The sequence below is a fragment of the Agathobaculum sp. TL06 genome (genome assembly GCF_054658635.1).
In genome coordinates, this window is record NZ_BAAGGY010000003.1 from 149405 (window position 1) to 168412 (window position 19008).

A 19008-nucleotide genomic window follows, 5' to 3' on the forward strand; every position below is an offset into this window, starting at 1 on the left:
TTGTGCGGCCCGTTTACAGGATACCCTGCTCGTCGCGCTTTTTCAGATCCGCGATCACCTGCGGATAGAGCTTATCCAGCTTGTAAAGCAGGCAGAGGATCACGATGATGACAGAGAAAATGATCGGCGCATACATGCAGATCGCTTTGATCATCGCCATTGCGTCCGCGTTCTGTACCGCGGCCAGGCCGTCATACCCGACCGAATCCATCAGCAGGCCGATGCCCGCCGAAGCAAGACCGCCGCCCAGCTTGGAGCCGACCGAAGCGGCGCTGAAAATCATGCCGTCCTGCCGGACGTGGGTCTTCCACTGGCCGAATTCCGCGCAGTCCGCGATCATCGGGAATACGCAGGCCCACAGCGGCGCAACACCGATGCCGCGCAGCACGGCGCTGACCATGGCGACGGTGACGCTCATCGGGTTGCTCATCCACACAAACTGCGCCACGATTACCAGCAGAATACCGGCAAGCGTCAGATTCCTCTTTCCGAAGCGGAGCACAAACTGCGGCACGATCAGCACAACAATGCTCTGCGCGATCAGCTCCGCCGCGTAGATCGGGCTGTACAAGGCCTCGTTGCCCAATATGTATTTACAGTAATAGGTCTCGATCGTACCGGTGACGGTGCTCATCATGACCATAAAGCCCCACAGCCCCAGGCAGATCGCCCAGTACTGGTTGGAAAACAGCGCCTTCAGGCTTCTTCCCACCGATACCTTCTCGGTTTTGGCCGCTTCGATCACCACGCGCTCCTCAATATTGAAGAAGCAGACCAGCAGCAGCACCAGCGCGATCACGGCGAAGATGATCGAAACGATGATCCAGCTCTGCTGGGTGTTGCCGAACGCCTGCACCAGCGGGATCGTGGAAACCGTGACCACCATCTTGCCCATCGGCCCGCAGAAAATGCGGATCGCCTGGGTGGAGGTACGGGATTTCTGGTCGCGCGTAATCAGCGAGGCCATCGTGGAATACGGCAGGTTGAGCGCGGTATAAACCACCGTATTGACCAGGTTATAGGTGACGAAAATATACACTGCCTGCACCATGACCGGCGCATTCGCCGGAATGAGGAACAGCAGGACGAACGTCACCGCATACGGCACCGCCATCCACAAAATCCACGGCCGCGCTTTGCCGTATTTGGATTTCGTCCGGTCCGTGATAAAGCCCATGATAATATCCGAAACACCGTCAAACACACGCGTAATCAGGAAAATGATACCGACGAGCGCGGCGCTGACACCTACATAATCCGTATAAAAGAAGGTAAGCAGCGTGCTGCACAGGCCGTATACCACGTTACAGGCCGAATCGCCCAACCCATAGCATATCTTTTCCCGCAGGCTGACAACGTGGTCCTCTCTGCTCCGCTGGATTTCCGAAGTATGCTCCAACTGAAAAACTCCTTTCTCTTTCCAATCACAATCCGGATCGCCTCAAGGCAATCCGTTTTCCCGCAAGCGTCGTGCAAGCTGGGAAAATCGTAGCCGGAACTATGCCAGCCGGATCGCTTGCATCCAACTGTTTTCCGGCGCCTCCCCGTATATCCATGCCGGTATGATGCAGACGGTCATCCGTTTCGCTTCTCCGAGAAAAAGTTCTGATTTCCGCACTTTTTACAGCCCCTTTCAATCTTCCGTTCGTTTAGGATAATGCTCTTGAAAATTACCGGCAACTCTTTTATACTGGTATCGTACTATGAAAGCAGAAAGGGTTCAGTCAATTTAATTTCAGGAATTGTAATAATCCTCCCACGTTATTGGGAATATCGCAACAGTTTCAGGCAAATCCAACGGCATTTTCAGTCCTTCCCAACCCTGTTATCGTCACATTGAACAACAGCATTTTCATTTTTTGATTTTTCCTTAACTTTTTATAGGCAAATCCGTGGTTAAAACGTAAAATCCGTTTCCCCCATTGTGCATTTCCCACAACGCCCTTTTTCAGCCTTCATGAGACTTTAAAGCTACTTCTGCAAAGGAGGAATCCCTGTATGGAAAATATCAGCGCGCTGCACGCGGTAAAAGAGGAATTGACCTATTTGAACCAGATGTTCCCCCTGTCCGAATTTGTGGATCATTTCGACACGTTTGCAGACGGCAGCTTCCCAAGCCACTGGCACAATGAGTTTGAGCTTCAGATCATGTTGAAAGGAAACGCGGAATATCGGGTCAACGGCACCCGCTATATGGTCAGCGAGGGCAGCGCTATCTATATCGCGCCGGAAGCCGTACATATGATGAAGGCGCTTTCCTCAAACGCCATTGGCTACAACGTGGTTTTACTCCCGCAGTTCCTGACCAATCTGTTTCAGGTTTCCAACTGTGAAAAATATGCGGCCCCGCTGACCTCCCGCCATCCGGAAGCCTTTGTCATCACGCCGGAACGCAAGGAGGGGCATGCGGTTCTGGAGCTGCTCAAGCGCATGTACTACGCCGAAAGCACCCACACCGCCTATGAGCTGTTCCTGCTGGAGCATTTGATCGGCATTTGGCGCAATCTGCTTGCCATCCTGCCCAAGGCCGCTTCGGTCTCCGAGGACAGCAGCAAATTCCTGCGCGAGCAGCGGATGCGGACTATGCTGCATTTCATCCGCAAAAATTATGCGCAGCCCATCACGATTTCCGAGATCGCCGCATCCGCCAACATCAGCAAAAGCGAATGCTTCCGCTGCTTTTCCGAGCTTTCCAGAATGACGCCGATCGAATATGTCAACCAGTTCCGCCTGCTGCAAGCCGCGCAGCTATTGACCAGCACAAAAAACAGCATATCTGATATCTGTTATTCGACCGGCTTCAATAACACCAGCTACTTTACCAAGAAATTCAAGGAACAGTATAAGGCTACGCCCCGCTCGTACCGGACACAAAATCTGCCATAGCGCTCCGGCTCATGTCTGCGGCAGCTTCCTGTACTCCCCCTTTTCCGGCCGTGCGTTTTGATGCGCCGTTCCATCAGCGAAGCTTCTTCCCGCTCCTGCCTGATTTTTACGCAGCAAAAAGCCCTGGTCTGAATCAGACCAGGGCTTTTCTCAAAGCTTCTGCCGTCTCAAGGAAGCAGCAAAGCGCTTCCTTATTTTTTGACATCCTCAATACCTCCATACCCTCCGCGCGAAACCTGCGAGGGGGGATTCAGAACCTGCTTTCTGTGGTAAGTGCGGTGTTCTTTTACCGCCTGCCGCGATGGATACCGTATGCGCGTTATTTTTCCTGTGCCGGAGCCACTTTTGCACCCCCCTCCCATGCAAACAGCGCCTCTCTGCTTTCGTCCGCTGATATATTGTCAATGCGGCAAAGATAAAGGTTGTGGTCGCCAGCCTGCACAGTCTGCTCCAGTGTGACCGCAAACGCGATGCGGGTATCCACTGGGAACGAAACATCGACTCCTTCCATCGTTTGTAGTGCGACCGGATGCTCTTCCAGCTTGTTTTTATCGCTACCGCTGGATGAGCCATACGCCATCACCGCATCCCTAAGGCTCACACTGGGTGCGGCCAGAACCGCCTTGCCGGTACGCAGGAGGTTGACGCTGCTGTTGGCGGTGGGAAGCATGGCAAAAGCCAGCATGGGCGGGGTAAAAGAAGCATACATAAAGAAAGATACAGGGGCCATATTCAGGGCGCCGTCCTCTTTCTTCGTACAGACCAGCATCAGCGGATCAGGAGAGGTGATTGCAGTTGCCTGTCCAATATTGATCTCTTTCATGTTTTTTCTTCCTTTCCATGTCCGTTTTCAAGAGCGTCTGCATTGACTTTTCTTGATTATATTAATTATACTATGTTTATAAAACAAATTAAGTACGCAAATTATTCTTGCATAGTACGGCGTACCGTACCATAGAAAGGATTTCCGATATGATGGACAAGGATATGACGTATGAGGAATATGCAGAGAAAGTCCGGCAGGGCATCTTGACCGACGCTGGGAACTGTCCGGTCACTCCCCTGCTGTTGATGCTGCAAGGAAAATGGAAACTCCAAATCATCTACAAACTGTGCATCCAGGACCCGATCCGGTTTGGGCAATTGAAAAAGGCAATCAGCGGCATCACCAATACCATGCTGACTACCTCGCTACGCGAATTGGAGCGGGACGGTTTGGTCTCCCGCATCCAGTTTAACGAAATCCCGCCCCATGTGGAGTATTCGTTGACCGACAAGGGGAAAGCCCTGCTTCCTGTGTTCTATGAGATGACCAAATGGGGATTCCGGTATATTCCATAGTTCCGCTTTATTTAAAATTTATACAAAAGGATGCGGGACGCTTGACCGCAAGCGTTCCCGTATCCTTCTTTTTGTTTGCTGCCAAACTCATGAGTTGGAAAGGAACAGCCGCTTTTTGATGGTCATATCGTTCACCTGCCCGCTTATTATCATGGCACAGATCGGCAGCGGATTTATAAAATTTCAATAAGCTTATCCTAAGTATCGGCTTGACATCTGCAATATAGGTTGTATAATGAGGAATAGATTCAAAACTGAATACAGCGAGCAGTCGGTGCCTGCACTTCCTTTCTGTCGAAGATGCGGGTTAAAAGGGAAACAGGTGAGAAGCCTGTACGATCTCGTCACTGTAAGCAGGGAATGCGCGTCCATTCAGTCCACTGGTGCAAACTGGGAAGGCGGCCGTGCGTAGCGATCTGCGAGTCAGGAAACCTGCCGCCTGTTGGTACAGGAATCACATTCCAGATCACGAGTAATTGGTCGTACTGTAGCCGCGTTTGTCTCTTTACGATCCTTTTATTTGCACGTCATATGCAGTAAAAGGGTTTTGTTTTTCCTGTGCTTTTTCAGAAGTGGTGTGCATTTGATATACATCACAGGGGATATCCCCAAAAGGAGGAAAAACAAAAATGAAACTCAAAAAACTGCTGGCTTTCCTGCTATCGGCCGCCCTGCTTGCTTCTCTGCTGGCCGGATGCGCTTCCACCCAAACGCAGGCGGAAGACAACACGGATACCCAGGCTGAAACCGCTGCCGGCGGGGAAACAGAACAGGCTGACCCCGATGAAAACTATGATACCGGAGACGCCAGTCTGGACGATCCGCTCAATCAGGACGATATCGGCGAAAACGAACTGCTGGTCATCAGCTTTGGCACCAGCTATAACGACAACCGTCGGCTTACGATCGGCGCTATCGAAAAAGCCATGCAGGAAGCATTCCCTGACTATTCGGTGCGACGCGGCTTTACCAGCCAAATCATCATTGACCACGTCAAGGACCGCGATAGCGAAGTGATCGACAACGTTGGCGAGGCGCTGGACCGCGCCGTTGATAACGGTGTCAAAAATCTGGTTGTTCAGCCGACCCATCTGATGAATGGCCTGGAATATAATGATCTGGTCAATGAGCTTGCGGAATACAGCGATTCTTTTGAAAAGGTAGTCATCGGCGAACCGCTGCTGACCAGCGATGCGGATTTCCAGGCCGTCGCGGAGGCAATCGTCGCGGCGACTGCGGAAGATGACGACAGCGAAACCGCAATCTGCTTTATGGGCCACGGGACCGAGGCCGATTCCAACAGCGTGTATGCCAGGATGCAGCAGGTGTTGACGGACGGCGGCCATGCCAATTACTTTGTCGGCACGGTAGAAGCCTCTCCGACGTTAGAGGATGTCCTGTCGCTTGTCCAGGCCGGCGATTATAAAAAGGTCGTGCTTCGTCCGCTGATGATCGTGGCGGGCGACCATGCCAACAACGATATGGCCGGCGATGAGGAAGGCACCTGGAAAGCCGCTTTCCAGGAGGCCGGCTATGACGTGATTACGATTGTAGAGGGCTTAGGGCAGCTCGAAGCGATCCAGGACCTGCTGGTGCAGCATGCACAGGCTGCGGCGGCAAAATTAGGCTGATTATTTCAAATAGCTTTCTTTTCTTATCTTTCTGCTTTTTTATACTTCTTGTTCTGAACGGGGTGCGGTTTCTCAGGCCGGACCCCGTTCGGAATGTAGAGAAAACATATTCTGCAAAAGGAGGATGCGGTATTCTCACAGAAACCGCGCTAAACACATGAGAACAGGCAATCTTATACCACTTGCCGCTCTGACGGCCCTGCTGCTGTTCGGGACGGGCTGTGCCGCTGATACAAACGGTCAGCAATCCGATATTCCATCCACCAATGACGCAGTCGCCTCCGCCGACGAGATGGCCGGTATAGAAGACGTTGTTACGGAGGATATGACGCCGATCGACGGCTCTCAGGTCAGGGACGGCGTATACGATGTAACGGTAGACTCCAGCTCGTCCATGTTCCGTATCGTCGCCTGCCGGCTGACCGTAAAGGACGGAAGCATGACCGCACAAATGACCATGGGCGGAACCGGCTACCGGTATGTCTATATGGGTACGGGCGAGCAGGCCGCCGCCGCAGACGAGGCGGCATATATCCCGTTTGTCGAAGACGCCGCAGGCGCCCACACCTATACCGTGCCGGTCGATGCGCTGGATGCCGGCGTCCCCTGCGCTGCATTCAGTAAAAACAAGGAAAAATGGTACGACCGCACGCTGGTATTCCGCGCCGATTCCCTGCCGGTTGGCGCTTTTGCCGATGGCGTCGTAACAACGCCGGAGGAGCTGGCGCTGGCGGATGGCACCTATCAGGTTGACGTCGCCCTGGAGGGCGGCTCCGGCCGCGCGAGCGTGGAATCGCCCGCGCAGATAATGGTCAAGAACGGCGCGGTCACGGCAACTATCGTCTGGAGCAGCTCGAACTACGACTACATGAAGGTTGCTGATGTGCGCTATGACGCTGTCATTGAAAACGACCGTTCGGTGTTTACCATCCCGGTGACCTGCTTTGACTGGAAAATGGCGGTGGTTGCCGATACGGTTGCAATGAGCCAGCCGCATGAAATTGATTACGCGCTGCGCTTTGATTCGGCTTCCCTTTCTCCGGTGGCGTCATGAAAAGGCATGGAATGGCGGCGGCTGTCCTTTCGCTTGCCGTTCTGCTTGCCGCCTGCTCCCCCGCATCCGAACCGGTGTCAGGCGAGCCTTCCGCAGTCAGTTGGGACAGTCTCACGGTGGAAAGCGGCCTTGACCTGCAGTACGCCGACCAGTTCACAGTCGATTATTACACCGGCGGCTATGCGTTGATCCATATTGCCGACGGCAGCGATTACCTTGTCGTTCCGGAAAACAAGCCGGTGCCGGATGGGCTGGCGGATACGACCGTTGTCCTTCCGCAGCCGCTGGACCATATCTATCTGGTTGCGACCTCTGCCATGGACCTGTTCTGCGCGCTGGACGGTATCGACAGCATCCGGCTGTCCGGCACGGACGAAAGCGGCTGGTATATTGATGAGGCCAAAGCCGCAATGCAAAACGGGGCGATGCTGTACGCCGGCAAATACAGTGCGCCGGATTATGAACTGATTTATGCTGAGCAATGCGATCTGGCGGTCGAATCGACCATGATCTATCATTCGCCTGAGGTGAAGGAACAGCTTGAACGGTTGGGCGTACCCGTACTGGTAGAGCGCTCCAGCTACGAGAGCAGCCCGCTGGGGCGCATGGAATGGCTGAAGCTGTACGGGGTGCTGCTGAACCGCGAGGAGGTGGCGGAAGCCATATATCGGCAGGCGCTCGACAGCCTGCGGCCAGTGATGGAGCAGGAAAACACCGGCAAGACCGTCGCGTTCTTTTATATCAATTCCAATGGTTCCGCCAACGTCCGCAAGTCCGGCGACTATGTGGCGAAAATGATCGAAATGGCGGGCGGGACGTATATCTTCAGCGACCTTGGGAATGACAACGCGCTCTCTACCATGAATATGCAGATGGAGATGTTTTACACAGGAGCCAAAGACGCGGATGTTATCATCTATAACAGCACGATTGACGGGGAGCTGCATTCCATCGACGAGCTGCTGGCCAAAAGCCCGCTGCTCGCTGATTTCAAGGCGGTCCGGAACGGCGACGTGTGGTGTACCGGACAAAACCTGTTCCAGTCCACGATGGGACTGGGCGATATGATTCTGGATATCCACGCCGTACTGACCGAAGAGGCTCCGGAATCCCTGACCTACCTGCATCGGCTGACATAAAAGAAGGTACCTATGGAAGAAAAACGAACCAGGCGCTATATCTTATCCTTCGGCATGCTGGCTATACTGCTGCTGGCCCTGCTGGTCTGGAACATCCATTCGGGCAGCCTGCGGTTGTCCGTCAGCGAGGTGCTGCACATCCTGCTGTTCCGCAGCGGCGAAAACACCGCCGTCATCTGGGATATCCGCCTGCCGCGCATTCTGGCCGCAGTTTTACTGGGAGGCGCGCTGTCGGTTTCCGGCTTTCTGCTGCAGACCTTTTTTGCCAACCCGATCGCCAGCCCGTTTATTCTGGGCATTTCATCCGGTTCCCGACTGATGGTTTCGCTGGCTATGGTGGGCGCGCTTGCGCACGGGCTGATCATCGGGTCGGCGCTGATGATTGCGGCGGCCTTTATGGGCGCCATGCTATGCATGGGGTTTGTTCTGCTCATTTCCCAGAAGGTCCGGAAAATGTCGCTGCTCATCATCTGCGGCGTAATGATCGGCGATATCTGTTCCGCGGTTACGGATTTTGTTGTAACCTTTGCGGAGGATTCCAATATCGTCAATCTTCATAACTGGTCGATGGGCAGCTTTTCCGGCATTTCATGGGAAAATATTTACATCATGGCACCCGTTGTGCTGGCCGCGCTGCTGCTTGCCTTCCTGCTCTCCAAGCCGATCAGCGCTTATCAGATGGGCGAGGTCTATGCGCAGAATATGGGGGTGAATATTCGGGCCTTCCGTTTATCCCTGATTTTGCTGTCCAGCCTGCTGTCAGCCTGTGTGGCCGCTTTTGCCGGACCGATCTCGTTTGTCGGCATTGCGGTACCGCATCTGGTAAAAAGCCTGTTCCAGACAGCAAAACCGCTTCTGATCATCCCCGGCTGTTTTCTGGGCGGCGCGGCCTTCTGCCTGTTCTGCGATCTGATCGCGCGCACGGCTTTTGCGCCTACCGAATTGGGCGTCAGCTCCGTAACAGCGGTTTTCGGCGCACCGGTCGTCATTTACATCATGGTGCGCCGCAGGATGCAGGCGGGATGAAAGGAGGAAGCCGCTGTGGATACCTATATCATCCGCACGGAACACATGACAGTGGGATATCGCGGCGTTCCTCTGATCCGCGATATTGCGATTCACGTCCGCAAAGGCGAGATCCTGTCGCTCATCGGGCCGAATGGCGCAGGTAAATCCACTATATTGAAAAGCATCATTCGGCAGCTTGCCCTGATTGGCGGGACCGTATATCTGGACGGCCGCGCGATGCGCAGCCTGTCGGAGCAGGCAGTTGCACAGTCGATGTCCGTCCTGATGACCGATCGCGTCCAGCTCGAACTGATGACCTGCGGGGATGTAGTCAGCACGGGACGGTATCCCTATACGGGGCTTATGGGTATTTTATCCGCCGACGACCGCCGCAAAGTGCGGGAAGCTATGGCGCTGGTGCATGCGGAGGAGCTGTATGACTGCGACTTTTCGCAGATCAGCGACGGGCAGCGGCAGCGCGTGCTCCTGGCACGCGCCATCTGCCAGGAGCCTGAAGTGATCGTGCTTGACGAGCCAACCTCCTTTCTGGATATCCGCTATAAGCTCGAATTATTGTCTATGCTCAAACAACTGGTGCGCGAAAAACAACTGGCGGTCGTTATGTCCCTGCACGAGATCGATCTAGCGCAAAAGGTATCCGATCACATCCTTTGTGTCCGGCACAACGCGGTAGACCGCTACGGCACGCCGGAAGAGATTTTCTCCGGCGGCTATATTGCCGAACTGTATGGAATCACCTCCGGTTCCTATAATGAAGCCTTTGGCTTTCCAGAACTGCAGGCAGCGCGGGGGCAGCCGCAGGTGTTTGTCATCGGCGGAGGCGGCAGCGGAATCCCGATATACCGCCGCCTGCAACAGCGCGGTATCCCGTTCGCCGCCGGTATCCTGCATGAAAACGACATGGATTATCCTGTCGCGTCCATGCTGGCAGTGGAGGTCATTTCCGAACATGCCTATCAGCCGATCGCCAAGCAGACATTACAGTCCGCATGCGCTGTGATGGACGCCTGCCGATATGTGCTCTGCCCATGCCAAACGTTCGGCCCGTTTAATCAGGCAAACGAAGAACTGCGGCAGCAAGCAGGCCGCAAATTATGTGACGAGATTCCCGACTTGCCTTGCGAGGCGTAGGGTGCCAATGGGAGTGGTGCCTCCAGTGTATCTGCACGGTTCATGCGGAACGGTTTATTTTTGTTCTCACGCCGGTTTTATTTTATCGTATAAAGGCATATCAGTTTATCATGATACCGCGCGGTGTGATCCTGAACCGAAATGATTATACCAGAGCGGCTGTGGTATCACAGCCACCCCTTTTTCTTTGTGGTACAAATTCACTTATATAAGAAGTTCGAGAGTATATGTAAAATAAAAACGTTCGCCCTCCACTCCGCGCAAGGCTCATTAAAAAGGGCAAGATTTATCCTACTGTCTAAACAAAGACCGGCTTCGCAGCACCACAGCTCGGCAGCTTTATGCGGCCAAGCAACCCCGATTGACACTGTAGCGCACAACAACTTAAACAGCCTCGGATCTGATCCGAGGCTGTTCTTTGTATATCGGACACCCTGGCTGTTCTCACCAACTTAGAATGCCGGTGAAAACACTCAGCGCTTTACAGGATGGTAGTCGTTCCGCCACGATACGGAAGAAACCAGATAGGGAATGGCCTGATGAGAGGAGGCAGTAACCTGACGGCTGTATAGATCGAGCGTAAACGTATGCCGGTAGATCAGGCAGTTTTTGTCCGACGGGTTATTGTTGCCGCCGAACACCAGATTCCCCAAAGAATAGGCGATCTGCTTGCCCTTGTAGGTCTCTACCTCCTGCACGACGTGCGGATGGTGGCCAATGACCAGATCCGCGCCTTGGTCGATGCAGTAGCGTCCAATCGCCTGCTGGGTAGGATCGCTGTGATAGGAGCGTTCGATCCCCCAATGATAGTTGAATACGATGAGTTCCGCTCCGCGTTCCCGCAGCGAACGGATCGCATTGTCGATAAACCGCTTCTGCGCGCTGTCGAATGACCAGCCTACATTGGAAGCAAAGCCAATCCGCACGCCTTTGACAGTTACAATCGGCATGCGGTCGTATGCCGAGACCTGGACGTAAGGGGACAGATAGCGCACCGTATCGTCATATCCGCGCTGCAAGTAATCCATAGAATGATTGTTGGCAAGCGAGACAACATCAATGCTGCCTGCCTCCAGCACCTTGGCATATTCCGGCCTCCCCTTAAAGACGAACGTTTTATTCGCGTGCGCGGTGGCATTGGTCAGCGCCCCCTCAAAGTTCACCATCGTCAGATCATCGTCAAAGAATTCTGGGATGCCGGAAAAGAAATATGCGGCGCCTTTGTTGTCGTACATTTCATCGAATGAACCGCTGTATGCGAAATTATGCCCGCGCCCGAGCGTGCAGTCACCGCCAAAGGTCAGCGTGAGCGTTACGCTGTCATACCCCGGCGCGCTGCGCCAATCTTCGGCGGCATCCATAATTGAAAGCGAGTTTTTCATGCGCCCGATGGACAGAATCGCCTGCTCGATCGTGTAGCTGTCCTGCGGGGAAAACCTGCCGCCGGAACCGCCCATAATAGGCTGTCCGGAAAGATCGGTACGGCCGGAAACATACTTAACCGACTCGACTGCCCAGCGCGGGATCGCATAGCTGTCCATAAACTGCTGCGGCTGAAGGTTGGCTTCGGTGCGGCCGAGCACGCCCATGCACCGCTGCATCATTGTTGCCGCCTCAGCCCGCGAGACTTTATCATCCGGCCGGAACAGCCCGTCCGCCCCCTTGACAATCCCAAGCTGCGCGGCTGCTTCCACATATACGCTCTTCGTATCCGAAAAACTGCCGGAGACAACGGGCGGCAGCCCGCCGTCAAGCGGATCGCCGTTTGCAGCCTCAGCTTCCGTGGCGCCGCCTGTCCCCGCCTCGTCGTCTGCCGTCAGTGACGTATCTGCTGTCGTATCGTCAGCCGCTGTATCTTCCGCTGCAGGGGGGATATCTTCTGTTTTACTGTCGTTCGCTTCCTGCGCTTCTTCGAGGTGTGCTTCCGTCGTCCCCTCGCCATCGGCTGTCGGATCGTCTGATTCAGGCTGCGTTTGCGCGGGCAGCAACGGGATCTGCTCCAACTGGATACCGAGCTGTCCTGCCAGATCGGCCAGCGTTATCTGCTGCTCGCTGATGACGAGATCCACAGTCAGACGTGCCATCTGCGCGCGCGTGATCGGTTTGGTATAATCCTTACCCAAATCAAACTCGTCCGAAACAGCCCCGCTTTGGTAGGCGGCGGCCACGCCCTCCTGCGCCCAGTAACTCATCGAGAGTTCTGAACCGTCCCATGCGCCCGCCTGCAGTCCGGCCAGCATGGCCGTCAGCACGAGGGTACAAACTGTTTTCCGCATCATGCAGCACCTCTCTCTTTCTTATAGTACCAAATTACTATATTTCAGGCAATATTGCAAGACATTTTGCCTGGTTATCCGACGGGAGCATACGGATCGGGAATAAAATTGGGGCTAAAATAAAAATCGCACTTTTTCATCAAGAAAAAGTGCGATTATCTGGCGGAGAAGGTGGGATTCGAAGTCGATTTTGGCAGTATATACCCTCAAAAAGCTTCTATTATCTTCATTTTATTGCAGTTATCTCAACTAATTTGTCTATTTAGAGCACATATATCTCGTTGCTTTCATTATGTCAGGGGTAACATTAGGGGTAGGAATGTCACGCATACCTGCTCATGTTACCCCTGCTTGAAATAACGGCTTGGCAGTATACCAGCTAAAGCGGAGCTCATCTATGATGATGCGAATACCTATAACTGTACAACCTTCACCATCGGCGCCCAGCCCGCCAAGCTGGCATACAATGAAGAACACTCGTCACAGGTAATATTCGTACTGGGTTCAGAAGCCAGAAAGAGAGCATTGCCGGAAATGCCTTCGCCTGCTACGAAAATCACCCTCAATAACCGCTTTTCTACGCTTTGACCCGAACCTTTCGGCTCTCATCAAAACAAAGCGGCTTCCCGCATCGACCCGTATGGCGTTCACGCTCCGCTTTAACAAGCGCAATAATCATGCGCTGTACACGATCAAACAAACTCCAATCCCCCTACTGACCCAGAACATTCGCATCAGTTTCAATCGGCGCATTGAGACGATATGTAATATTTTGCGCCGCGATGCCGTCATATCCACCAGTTTTCGAGGGGCTGAATGGCCATGCTTCAATCCAGTCGCGCTTATGTTCTTGGGAGATTATCGGCAATATCACTGCCGAAGGATGTTCGGCGTCATGATAAATCGTCTGTTTCGCGGTTCGGTAATCCGACGCCTTTGCCGTACGCAAATCAATGAACTGGTTCGGATTGATATCATACATATACGCATCACTGCTTGTTACTTCAATTCTGATGCGGTGACCAGCTTTGAACACATTGCTTATTGCCTGAACACCAAACTCAAAACAGGTAATCTCATCAGGAGTCAACGCCTGCGGGTTCTTTCGATCGTTCCGATACCGCGCTCTTTGTCCACCAGTAGCTAAATTAATAGCTGTTCCGTCTGGAAAAACATCAATCAATTTAATATCTGCAATCGTGCAGAAGAAATCATCAAAAGTGAATTGACTTGTTGCTAACTCAATAAAGCTATACGCAAGCGATGCTCGGTAAACCTGCCAAGCATCGCTTGTATTTTAATCTGTCAGAATATTATGAGACTCACCAGCTTTAATCGCTGTAAAAAACGTACATATACACCCAAAACTCGTTGTAATTTTTGTAATCATGTGATATACTATACTCATATTACAATGACGGAGGTGCATGTATGTACCGAATTGCTATTGAAAAGCTATTAAAATGGAAACAAAGCAAACGCCGCAAACCCTTAATTATTGAAGGAGCACGTCAAGTTGGCAAGACCTGGCTAATGAAAGAATTCGGCAAGCAGGCGTATACAGATACCATATATATCAATTTTGATTCTAATTCCAGAATGGCGGAGTTATTTGCTTCTGATCTGGATACTGACCGCTTAATTATGGGATTAGAGTTGTATGCTGGTCGCAAAATTGATCCAGACAATTCTTTGCTGATTTTTGATGAAGTACAGGAAGTTCCGAGAGCATTGGCATCTCTTAAGTATTTTTACGAAAACGTCCCTCAGTACCACATTGTATGTGCCGGTTCTTTGCTTGGTATCGCTTTGCATCAAGGCACATCTTTTCCCGTTGGCAAAGTAGATTTTTTAAAGCTTTATCCTCTTTCGTTCAAAGAATTTTTGATGGCAACCGATAAAGAACGCTTTGCCGAACTTCTTGATAAGCAAGACTTTGGGATGATTACATGCTTTAAGCAAACATATATCGATTCCTTAAAGCAATACTACTTTGTCGGTGGTATGCCTGAAGCTGTGCAAAGCTTCGCAGAGAGTAAAGACTTTAACGAAGTTCGTGAAATTCAAAAGCGAATCCTTGCAGCCTACGAACAAGACTTTTCCAAGCATGCTCCAAATGAGATCGTTCCGAGACTTCGTATGTTGTGGAACAGTATTCCTTCTCAGTTAGCCAAAGAAAACAAAAAATTCATCTACGGGCTCGTCCGTGAAGGTGCTCGTGCGAAGGACTACGAAACCGTAATTATGTGGCTCAGTGATTGCGGTCTTGTTCATAAGGTCAGCCGAGTTAATGCAGCGGCTATCCCGCTACGGGCGTATGAGGACTTAAAAGCATTTAAGTTATTTTTGGTAGACGTGGGATTACTCGGATGTATGACGGGGCTTCGCCAACGTACTTTGCTTGATGGGAACGATCTTTTTGTCGAATTCAAAGGCGCTCTTACTGAACAATATGTTTGTCAACAATTAAAAACCATCGAGGATTTAGGTGTTTATTATTATACCAACGATAGGGGTTCTTGTGAGGTTGACTTTGTTATTGATACAGGTGAGCAAATTATTCCGGTTGAAGTGAAGGCGGAAGTTAACCTTAGGGCAAAGAGCTTGAAAACATATCAGGAGAAGTTTTCACCTGATATATCTGTTCGCACTTCGATGGCAGATTTCAAAAAGGAAGATTGGCTTATAAATTTGCCGCTCTATGCAATTGAGAAGATTGATAAAACAATAGATGAGCTACGTTAAATTTTTTCTCATTATAGCACCAATCTGAGTAATGTGTAACAACGGAGAAGCATTGTTGTTAGACGAACGGTAGCTCAATGAAATATTTAGAACGGTTATGGAGGCCTGATTATGGCAAAGAATATTGAACCCAAACTTAAAAAGATTGGTGATTATCTGAAACTCGAAGAAGATACTGTTTTTACCATACCGGAATACCAGCGTGCGTATTCTTGGGGCATTGATAATTGCGATAAGCTGTGGCAAGACATCAATGACTTTGTTGAAAGCGAAAGCAAGGATAGATACTTCTTCGGAACAGTTATTATCAACTGTCAGGATAATGACACAAAGTATGGACTTATTGACGGACAGCAGAGAACTACCACATTTTTATTGTTATTAAAAGCTTTGCTGGTCAGAATCAATATTGCAATTGAACGAACCGCAAGTGACGAGGACTCTGCAAGCCTCTGTCGTGGTTTACAGGAACGCAGAAGAAGAATAATGGGTATTCTGTACAAAGCAGAAACAGAAGATATTTCAGACAAGCCCGATGCAGCTAAAGATGCTGAAATATGCCGTCGTGAAATCATCCTTGAGAATTTTTCTATAAACGAGCAATACAAGACAGAATTGTCAACAATTCTTCAAGCTACGGATTACGCTTCAGCAGAAGCAAGAGTAATTAAAATCAAATACAGGCAAAAAGACAACAAATATACTAACTTTTTTAGGAATTTCAAATTCTTCTATGGAAAGATAAGTGAACTGTCAGATTCTCAATTGAACAGTATTGCGAAATCCATTACGGACAACTGTGAAGTAATTGAAATTAAAAGCTGGCAAGTTGAGCAAGCTATCACTATGTTTAATTCTCTCAACTCTGATGGGCTTCCTCTTTACGACTCGGATATCATCTCTGCGAAGCTATACTCGGAAGCAGAGAAAAGAGGAAAAGAAAAAGAGTTTGCCGATTTGTGGAAACAGTTGAACAACTGCATAAACGAATTGGAATGCACTCGTATAGCGGATATCAATTCGATTTTGATGCAGTATATGTATTACATACGAACGATTAACAAAGAAACGATAAGTGAAACAGGTGCAATCAATGTGACTACACCTGGCTTAAGAAGGTATTTTACTGAGATTAATAAAATGCCAATTACTGATCCTATCGGTATGTGTTCTGATATGGTTAAACTGGCTAAGGTTTGGAAAAAGGTTTCTGAATATCCTCAAATGAAAGTTCTGCTAAAGTTCAACGAGAACACAAAACTGTTCTTGGCAAGCTACTTCTTTAGATTTGATGAGGAAAATATTACAGAAGAACTTGTTGAACCGATTCTTGAGTGTTTGCTTCGTCTGTTTTCTCTTCTCGAACTTGTCGATGTTGGTTATTCCAGTAAATATTTTAAGACATTTTTATTCGGGGCAGAAACCAAGCTCGTTAGTAGAAGCACCACTGTCGATGAAATCACACAGGATTTTAATGAACATATCTGTTCTAATTGGGACAAAGAAACTATTTGGGCAGCTTTACATGACTACGATGGCAATGTGCTGGTATATCTGAACGAGTTTCTTTTTGCAAAAGAAAAAGATCTAAGTTTTACACTTGGAACAAAATATGACATTGAACACATTATGCCATATAGCGGCAACAACCTTCAGGAAATTAGAAAAGATGCCGAGATTGACAGTGAAGAAGAATTCTACGGTGTCGTAAACAAATTAGGCAACAAGATTCTTCTTGAAGAAAAGATTAATCGAGCAATCGGAAACGAATGGTTTAGAACTAAGGTTTCCACTAAACTCGAGAACAAGACAGGATATATCGACAGCAAATATCCTATAGCTCGTGCCTTGGTTTCCAAATATCAGAGTGCTAATAAGCCTTATTGGAAGAAAGATGATATTATGAGCGCCACTGACAAAGCAAGTGATAGAATCGTTAGGTTTATCTTTGGCGAATAATTTTTACCTTTTATTTGTCCATTTGGAGCACATATATCTCGTTGCTTTCATTATGTCAGGGGTAACATTAGGGGTAGGAATGTCACGCATACCTGCTCATGTTACCCCTGCTTGAAATAACGGCTTGGCAGCATACTAGCTATAGAGGAGTTCCTCTATTTCTCTAAAAGTTAATACACCAGATCATATAATCATCGCCAGCCATTGCACTTCTGATAACCGATTTGTGTCCATCTTTGATGTCAGGACTGAGTGATATCACCATTCCAGTTTTGCTTTCTGCATTTTAATGCAGGTCTCCACGCGATCACAAATATACCACATTTCTCTTTCTGCATAAAATCGCAGCGGTTCCGCTAATGGGGTTTCTATGTCTGTCAAATCAAAATCCCACTCCAGTTGGACTCCGTACACTGCTTCAGCCGCATGGACCTGTCTGGTGAAAGTTGTGTCCAACGGCTGCGCCCGAAGCTGGCGCAGCAAAGCCTTGGGAGCAATTTCCATCGGATAGTCCCTGACGTTGGAGAGCAGCCCTGCACCAAGGTCGAAGAGAGGACAGTAATCAAACCGCTCTTCTCTGCGCAGAATAGCAACGTTATCCAAATGCCGGTCCGCATTACCGAATAGCATATCTATTTCAAACAACAGTGTCAAATAAGCACCGAAATGTACGAGACCGGTGAGCCGTACGGTCTGTTCCACCATCCACTGGATTTTACTTGGGAAATTCGGCAAGCGGGATACTGTTTTCTGCCAATCTGATCCTACGCCTTTCCGGAACAGGTCCGCAATCGTGAGAATCGCCTCGCCCGGCTGTAAAAAATCAGGGCTGGAGCAGCCGTTCCGGATGTGGCGATGCGCTTCTACTCGTTCCATACGATAGGATACATAGCGAACCCCCAATGCTTCCACAGTGGTTTTGGCCAACAAAATGGGCGTGACTGTCTCGGCCAACCCCTCATAGCCGAACAGATCCAGCTTGTACCAGCGGCTGTCCTCCCGCCACTTTTCCTGGTTCCCTTTAGACGAGGTCCCCGCAATATGGTTGCCGGTGGTCAATTGGATCGCCATATTCACCCCTCCACAATTTTGATCCAGCAGGCATCTTCTGCCATCCGCCCTTCCGTTTTTCGGATAATAGCCAAAGGGGCATATTGATCCAGTCCCAACTCTGCCAGATAGTATTGCAGACCGTCCCTCTGACGTGGGATACAGCGGCTCTCCAAAAACTTGCTCAGATCATCCCACGCCGGCGTCTGGTTAACACCAAAAGCTGTAGATAGTGAGTCGCTGACCAGATTTTCAACAGCAAGCCGATACGATGTTCGGTCGGCGCAGATTTTCGTGCAAAGCCTTTTATTATCGTAAAAGTGAAAAATCAGCAGATCATGTCCCCGACTGCGGGCATCTGCCATAAAGTCTTCATAGCTTGCCGGCGCTGTGCGTCGAAGGTAATACATTCCCCATCAAATTGCAGCAAGACCTCCCGATCCTCCTTTGTTATTCCCAGTTGTTTTACCCAGGCAGCAGGCAGGATTACACGATAGTTTTTTCCTTCTGGTCCCGCGGTTCCACCAGCTTTGTTAATGAGTATATTCGCCTTGCGTTCCTGTATTTTCACGCTGCTTCACCTCGTTTTTATTATATCTGTTGGACACCAATAATGCAATTATTTTCAGCCGAGTTGAAACAAGCATGCTAAAAAACGCCCGTTTTTCACTTTTCAGACCTCTTTTACCGATATGTTTTGTATTAACCATCGGAGATACATAGACTTTCGTATTAAACAGCCAGAATCTGAGTGTTATCAGATTCTG

The 19008-nt window shown here is 50.1% G+C and carries 17 protein-coding genes and 1 riboswitch; of the genes, 9 read left to right on the forward strand and 8 right to left on the reverse strand.

Annotation, left to right across the window (positions count from 1 at the left end):
- Positions 1-13: 13 nt before the first annotated feature.
- Positions 14-1399: an MFS transporter gene (locus ACYQ3S_RS02925; protein WP_207724456.1), complete on the reverse strand. Its 1386-nt coding sequence runs from the start codon at positions 1397-1399 to the stop codon at positions 14-16.
- A 599-nt stretch (positions 1400-1998) separates the two neighbouring features.
- Between ACYQ3S_RS02925 and ACYQ3S_RS02930 the strand changes: the two genes are divergently transcribed.
- Positions 1999-2886 carry an AraC family transcriptional regulator gene (locus ACYQ3S_RS02930; protein ID WP_459687245.1) on the forward strand — a complete coding sequence of 296 codons (888 nt, stop codon included), beginning with the start codon at positions 1999-2001 and terminating at the stop codon, positions 2884-2886.
- Positions 2887-3205: 319 nt separating this feature from the next.
- Here the strand turns inward: ACYQ3S_RS02930 and ACYQ3S_RS02935 are convergent, their stop codons facing one another.
- Positions 3206-3709: a flavin reductase family protein gene (locus ACYQ3S_RS02935; protein WP_459687246.1), complete on the reverse strand. Its 504-nt coding sequence runs from the start codon at positions 3707-3709 to the stop codon at positions 3206-3208.
- A 152-nt stretch (positions 3710-3861) separates the two neighbouring features.
- Between ACYQ3S_RS02935 and ACYQ3S_RS02940 the strand changes: the two genes are divergently transcribed.
- Positions 3862-4227 (forward strand): winged helix-turn-helix transcriptional regulator, encoded by a 366-nt coding sequence (locus tag ACYQ3S_RS02940; protein ID WP_459687290.1) that lies wholly within the window; start codon positions 3862-3864, stop codon positions 4225-4227.
- 7 nt (positions 4228-4234) lie between these two features.
- On the opposite strand, the gene ACYQ3S_RS02945 is transcribed toward ACYQ3S_RS02940, so the two are convergent.
- On the reverse strand, positions 4235-4414 hold the full coding sequence (locus ACYQ3S_RS02945) for a hypothetical protein (RefSeq protein WP_459687247.1): 180 nt from the start codon (positions 4412-4414) through the stop codon (positions 4235-4237).
- Positions 4415-4482: 68 nt separating this feature from the next.
- A riboswitch (cobalamin riboswitch) is annotated at positions 4483-4681 on the forward strand.
- A gap of 175 nt (positions 4682-4856) precedes the next feature.
- Here ACYQ3S_RS02945 and ACYQ3S_RS02950 point away from each other — a divergent pair.
- From ACYQ3S_RS02950 to ACYQ3S_RS02970, 5 genes are all read left to right on the forward strand, one after another.
- Complete coding sequence (locus ACYQ3S_RS02950; RefSeq protein ID WP_459687248.1) at positions 4857-5858, forward strand: sirohydrochlorin cobaltochelatase; 1002 nt, start codon at positions 4857-4859, stop codon at positions 5856-5858.
- A gap of 157 nt (positions 5859-6015) precedes the next feature.
- Complete coding sequence (locus ACYQ3S_RS02955) at positions 6016-6912, forward strand: hypothetical protein (protein ID WP_459687249.1); 897 nt, start codon at positions 6016-6018, stop codon at positions 6910-6912.
- Positions 6909-8051, forward strand: a complete 1143-nt coding sequence (locus ACYQ3S_RS02960) for an ABC transporter substrate-binding protein (protein WP_459687250.1) — start codon at positions 6909-6911, stop codon at positions 8049-8051. Before ACYQ3S_RS02955 ends, ACYQ3S_RS02960 begins: the two co-directional genes overlap by 4 nt.
- A gap of 12 nt (positions 8052-8063) precedes the next feature.
- Complete coding sequence (locus ACYQ3S_RS02965; RefSeq protein ID WP_459687251.1) at positions 8064-9077, forward strand: FecCD family ABC transporter permease; 1014 nt, start codon at positions 8064-8066, stop codon at positions 9075-9077.
- A gap of 15 nt (positions 9078-9092) precedes the next feature.
- Positions 9093-10211, forward strand: coding sequence for an ABC transporter ATP-binding protein (locus ACYQ3S_RS02970; protein WP_459687252.1), 1119 nt, complete (start codon positions 9093-9095; stop codon positions 10209-10211).
- Between the two features lie 473 nt (positions 10212-10684).
- On the opposite strand, the gene ACYQ3S_RS02975 is transcribed toward ACYQ3S_RS02970, so the two are convergent.
- Positions 10685-12490, reverse strand: coding sequence for a CapA family protein (locus ACYQ3S_RS02975; protein ID WP_459687253.1), 1806 nt, complete (start codon positions 12488-12490; stop codon positions 10685-10687).
- 709 nt (positions 12491-13199) lie between these two features.
- Positions 13200-13670, reverse strand: coding sequence for a CocE/NonD family hydrolase (locus ACYQ3S_RS02980; RefSeq protein WP_459687254.1), 471 nt, complete (start codon positions 13668-13670; stop codon positions 13200-13202).
- 248 nt (positions 13671-13918) lie between these two features.
- On the opposite strand from ACYQ3S_RS02980, the gene ACYQ3S_RS02985 reads away from it, so the two are divergent.
- Complete coding sequence (locus ACYQ3S_RS02985; RefSeq protein WP_459687255.1) at positions 13919-15232, forward strand: ATP-binding protein; 1314 nt, start codon at positions 13919-13921, stop codon at positions 15230-15232.
- A 111-nt stretch (positions 15233-15343) separates the two neighbouring features.
- On the forward strand, positions 15344-17191 hold the full coding sequence (locus ACYQ3S_RS02990) for a DUF262 domain-containing protein (RefSeq protein WP_459687256.1): 1848 nt from the start codon (positions 15344-15346) through the stop codon (positions 17189-17191).
- 258 nt (positions 17192-17449) lie between these two features.
- On the opposite strand, the gene ACYQ3S_RS02995 is transcribed toward ACYQ3S_RS02990, so the two are convergent.
- The 3 genes from ACYQ3S_RS02995 to ACYQ3S_RS03005 are packed head-to-tail and all read right to left on the reverse strand — an operon-like array spanning position 17450 to position 18812.
- Entirely contained in the window at positions 17450-18262 is an 813-nt protein-coding gene (locus ACYQ3S_RS02995) for a hypothetical protein (RefSeq protein ID WP_459687257.1), read from the reverse strand.
- Positions 18263-18264: 2 nt separating this feature from the next.
- Entirely contained in the window at positions 18265-18606 is a 342-nt protein-coding gene (locus ACYQ3S_RS03000) for a hypothetical protein (RefSeq protein WP_459687258.1), read from the reverse strand.
- Positions 18570-18812 (reverse strand): AbrB/MazE/SpoVT family DNA-binding domain-containing protein, encoded by a 243-nt coding sequence (locus ACYQ3S_RS03005; protein WP_459687259.1) that lies wholly within the window; start codon positions 18810-18812, stop codon positions 18570-18572. Before ACYQ3S_RS03005 ends, ACYQ3S_RS03000 begins: the two co-directional genes overlap by 37 nt.
- Positions 18813-19008 lie beyond the last annotated feature (196 nt).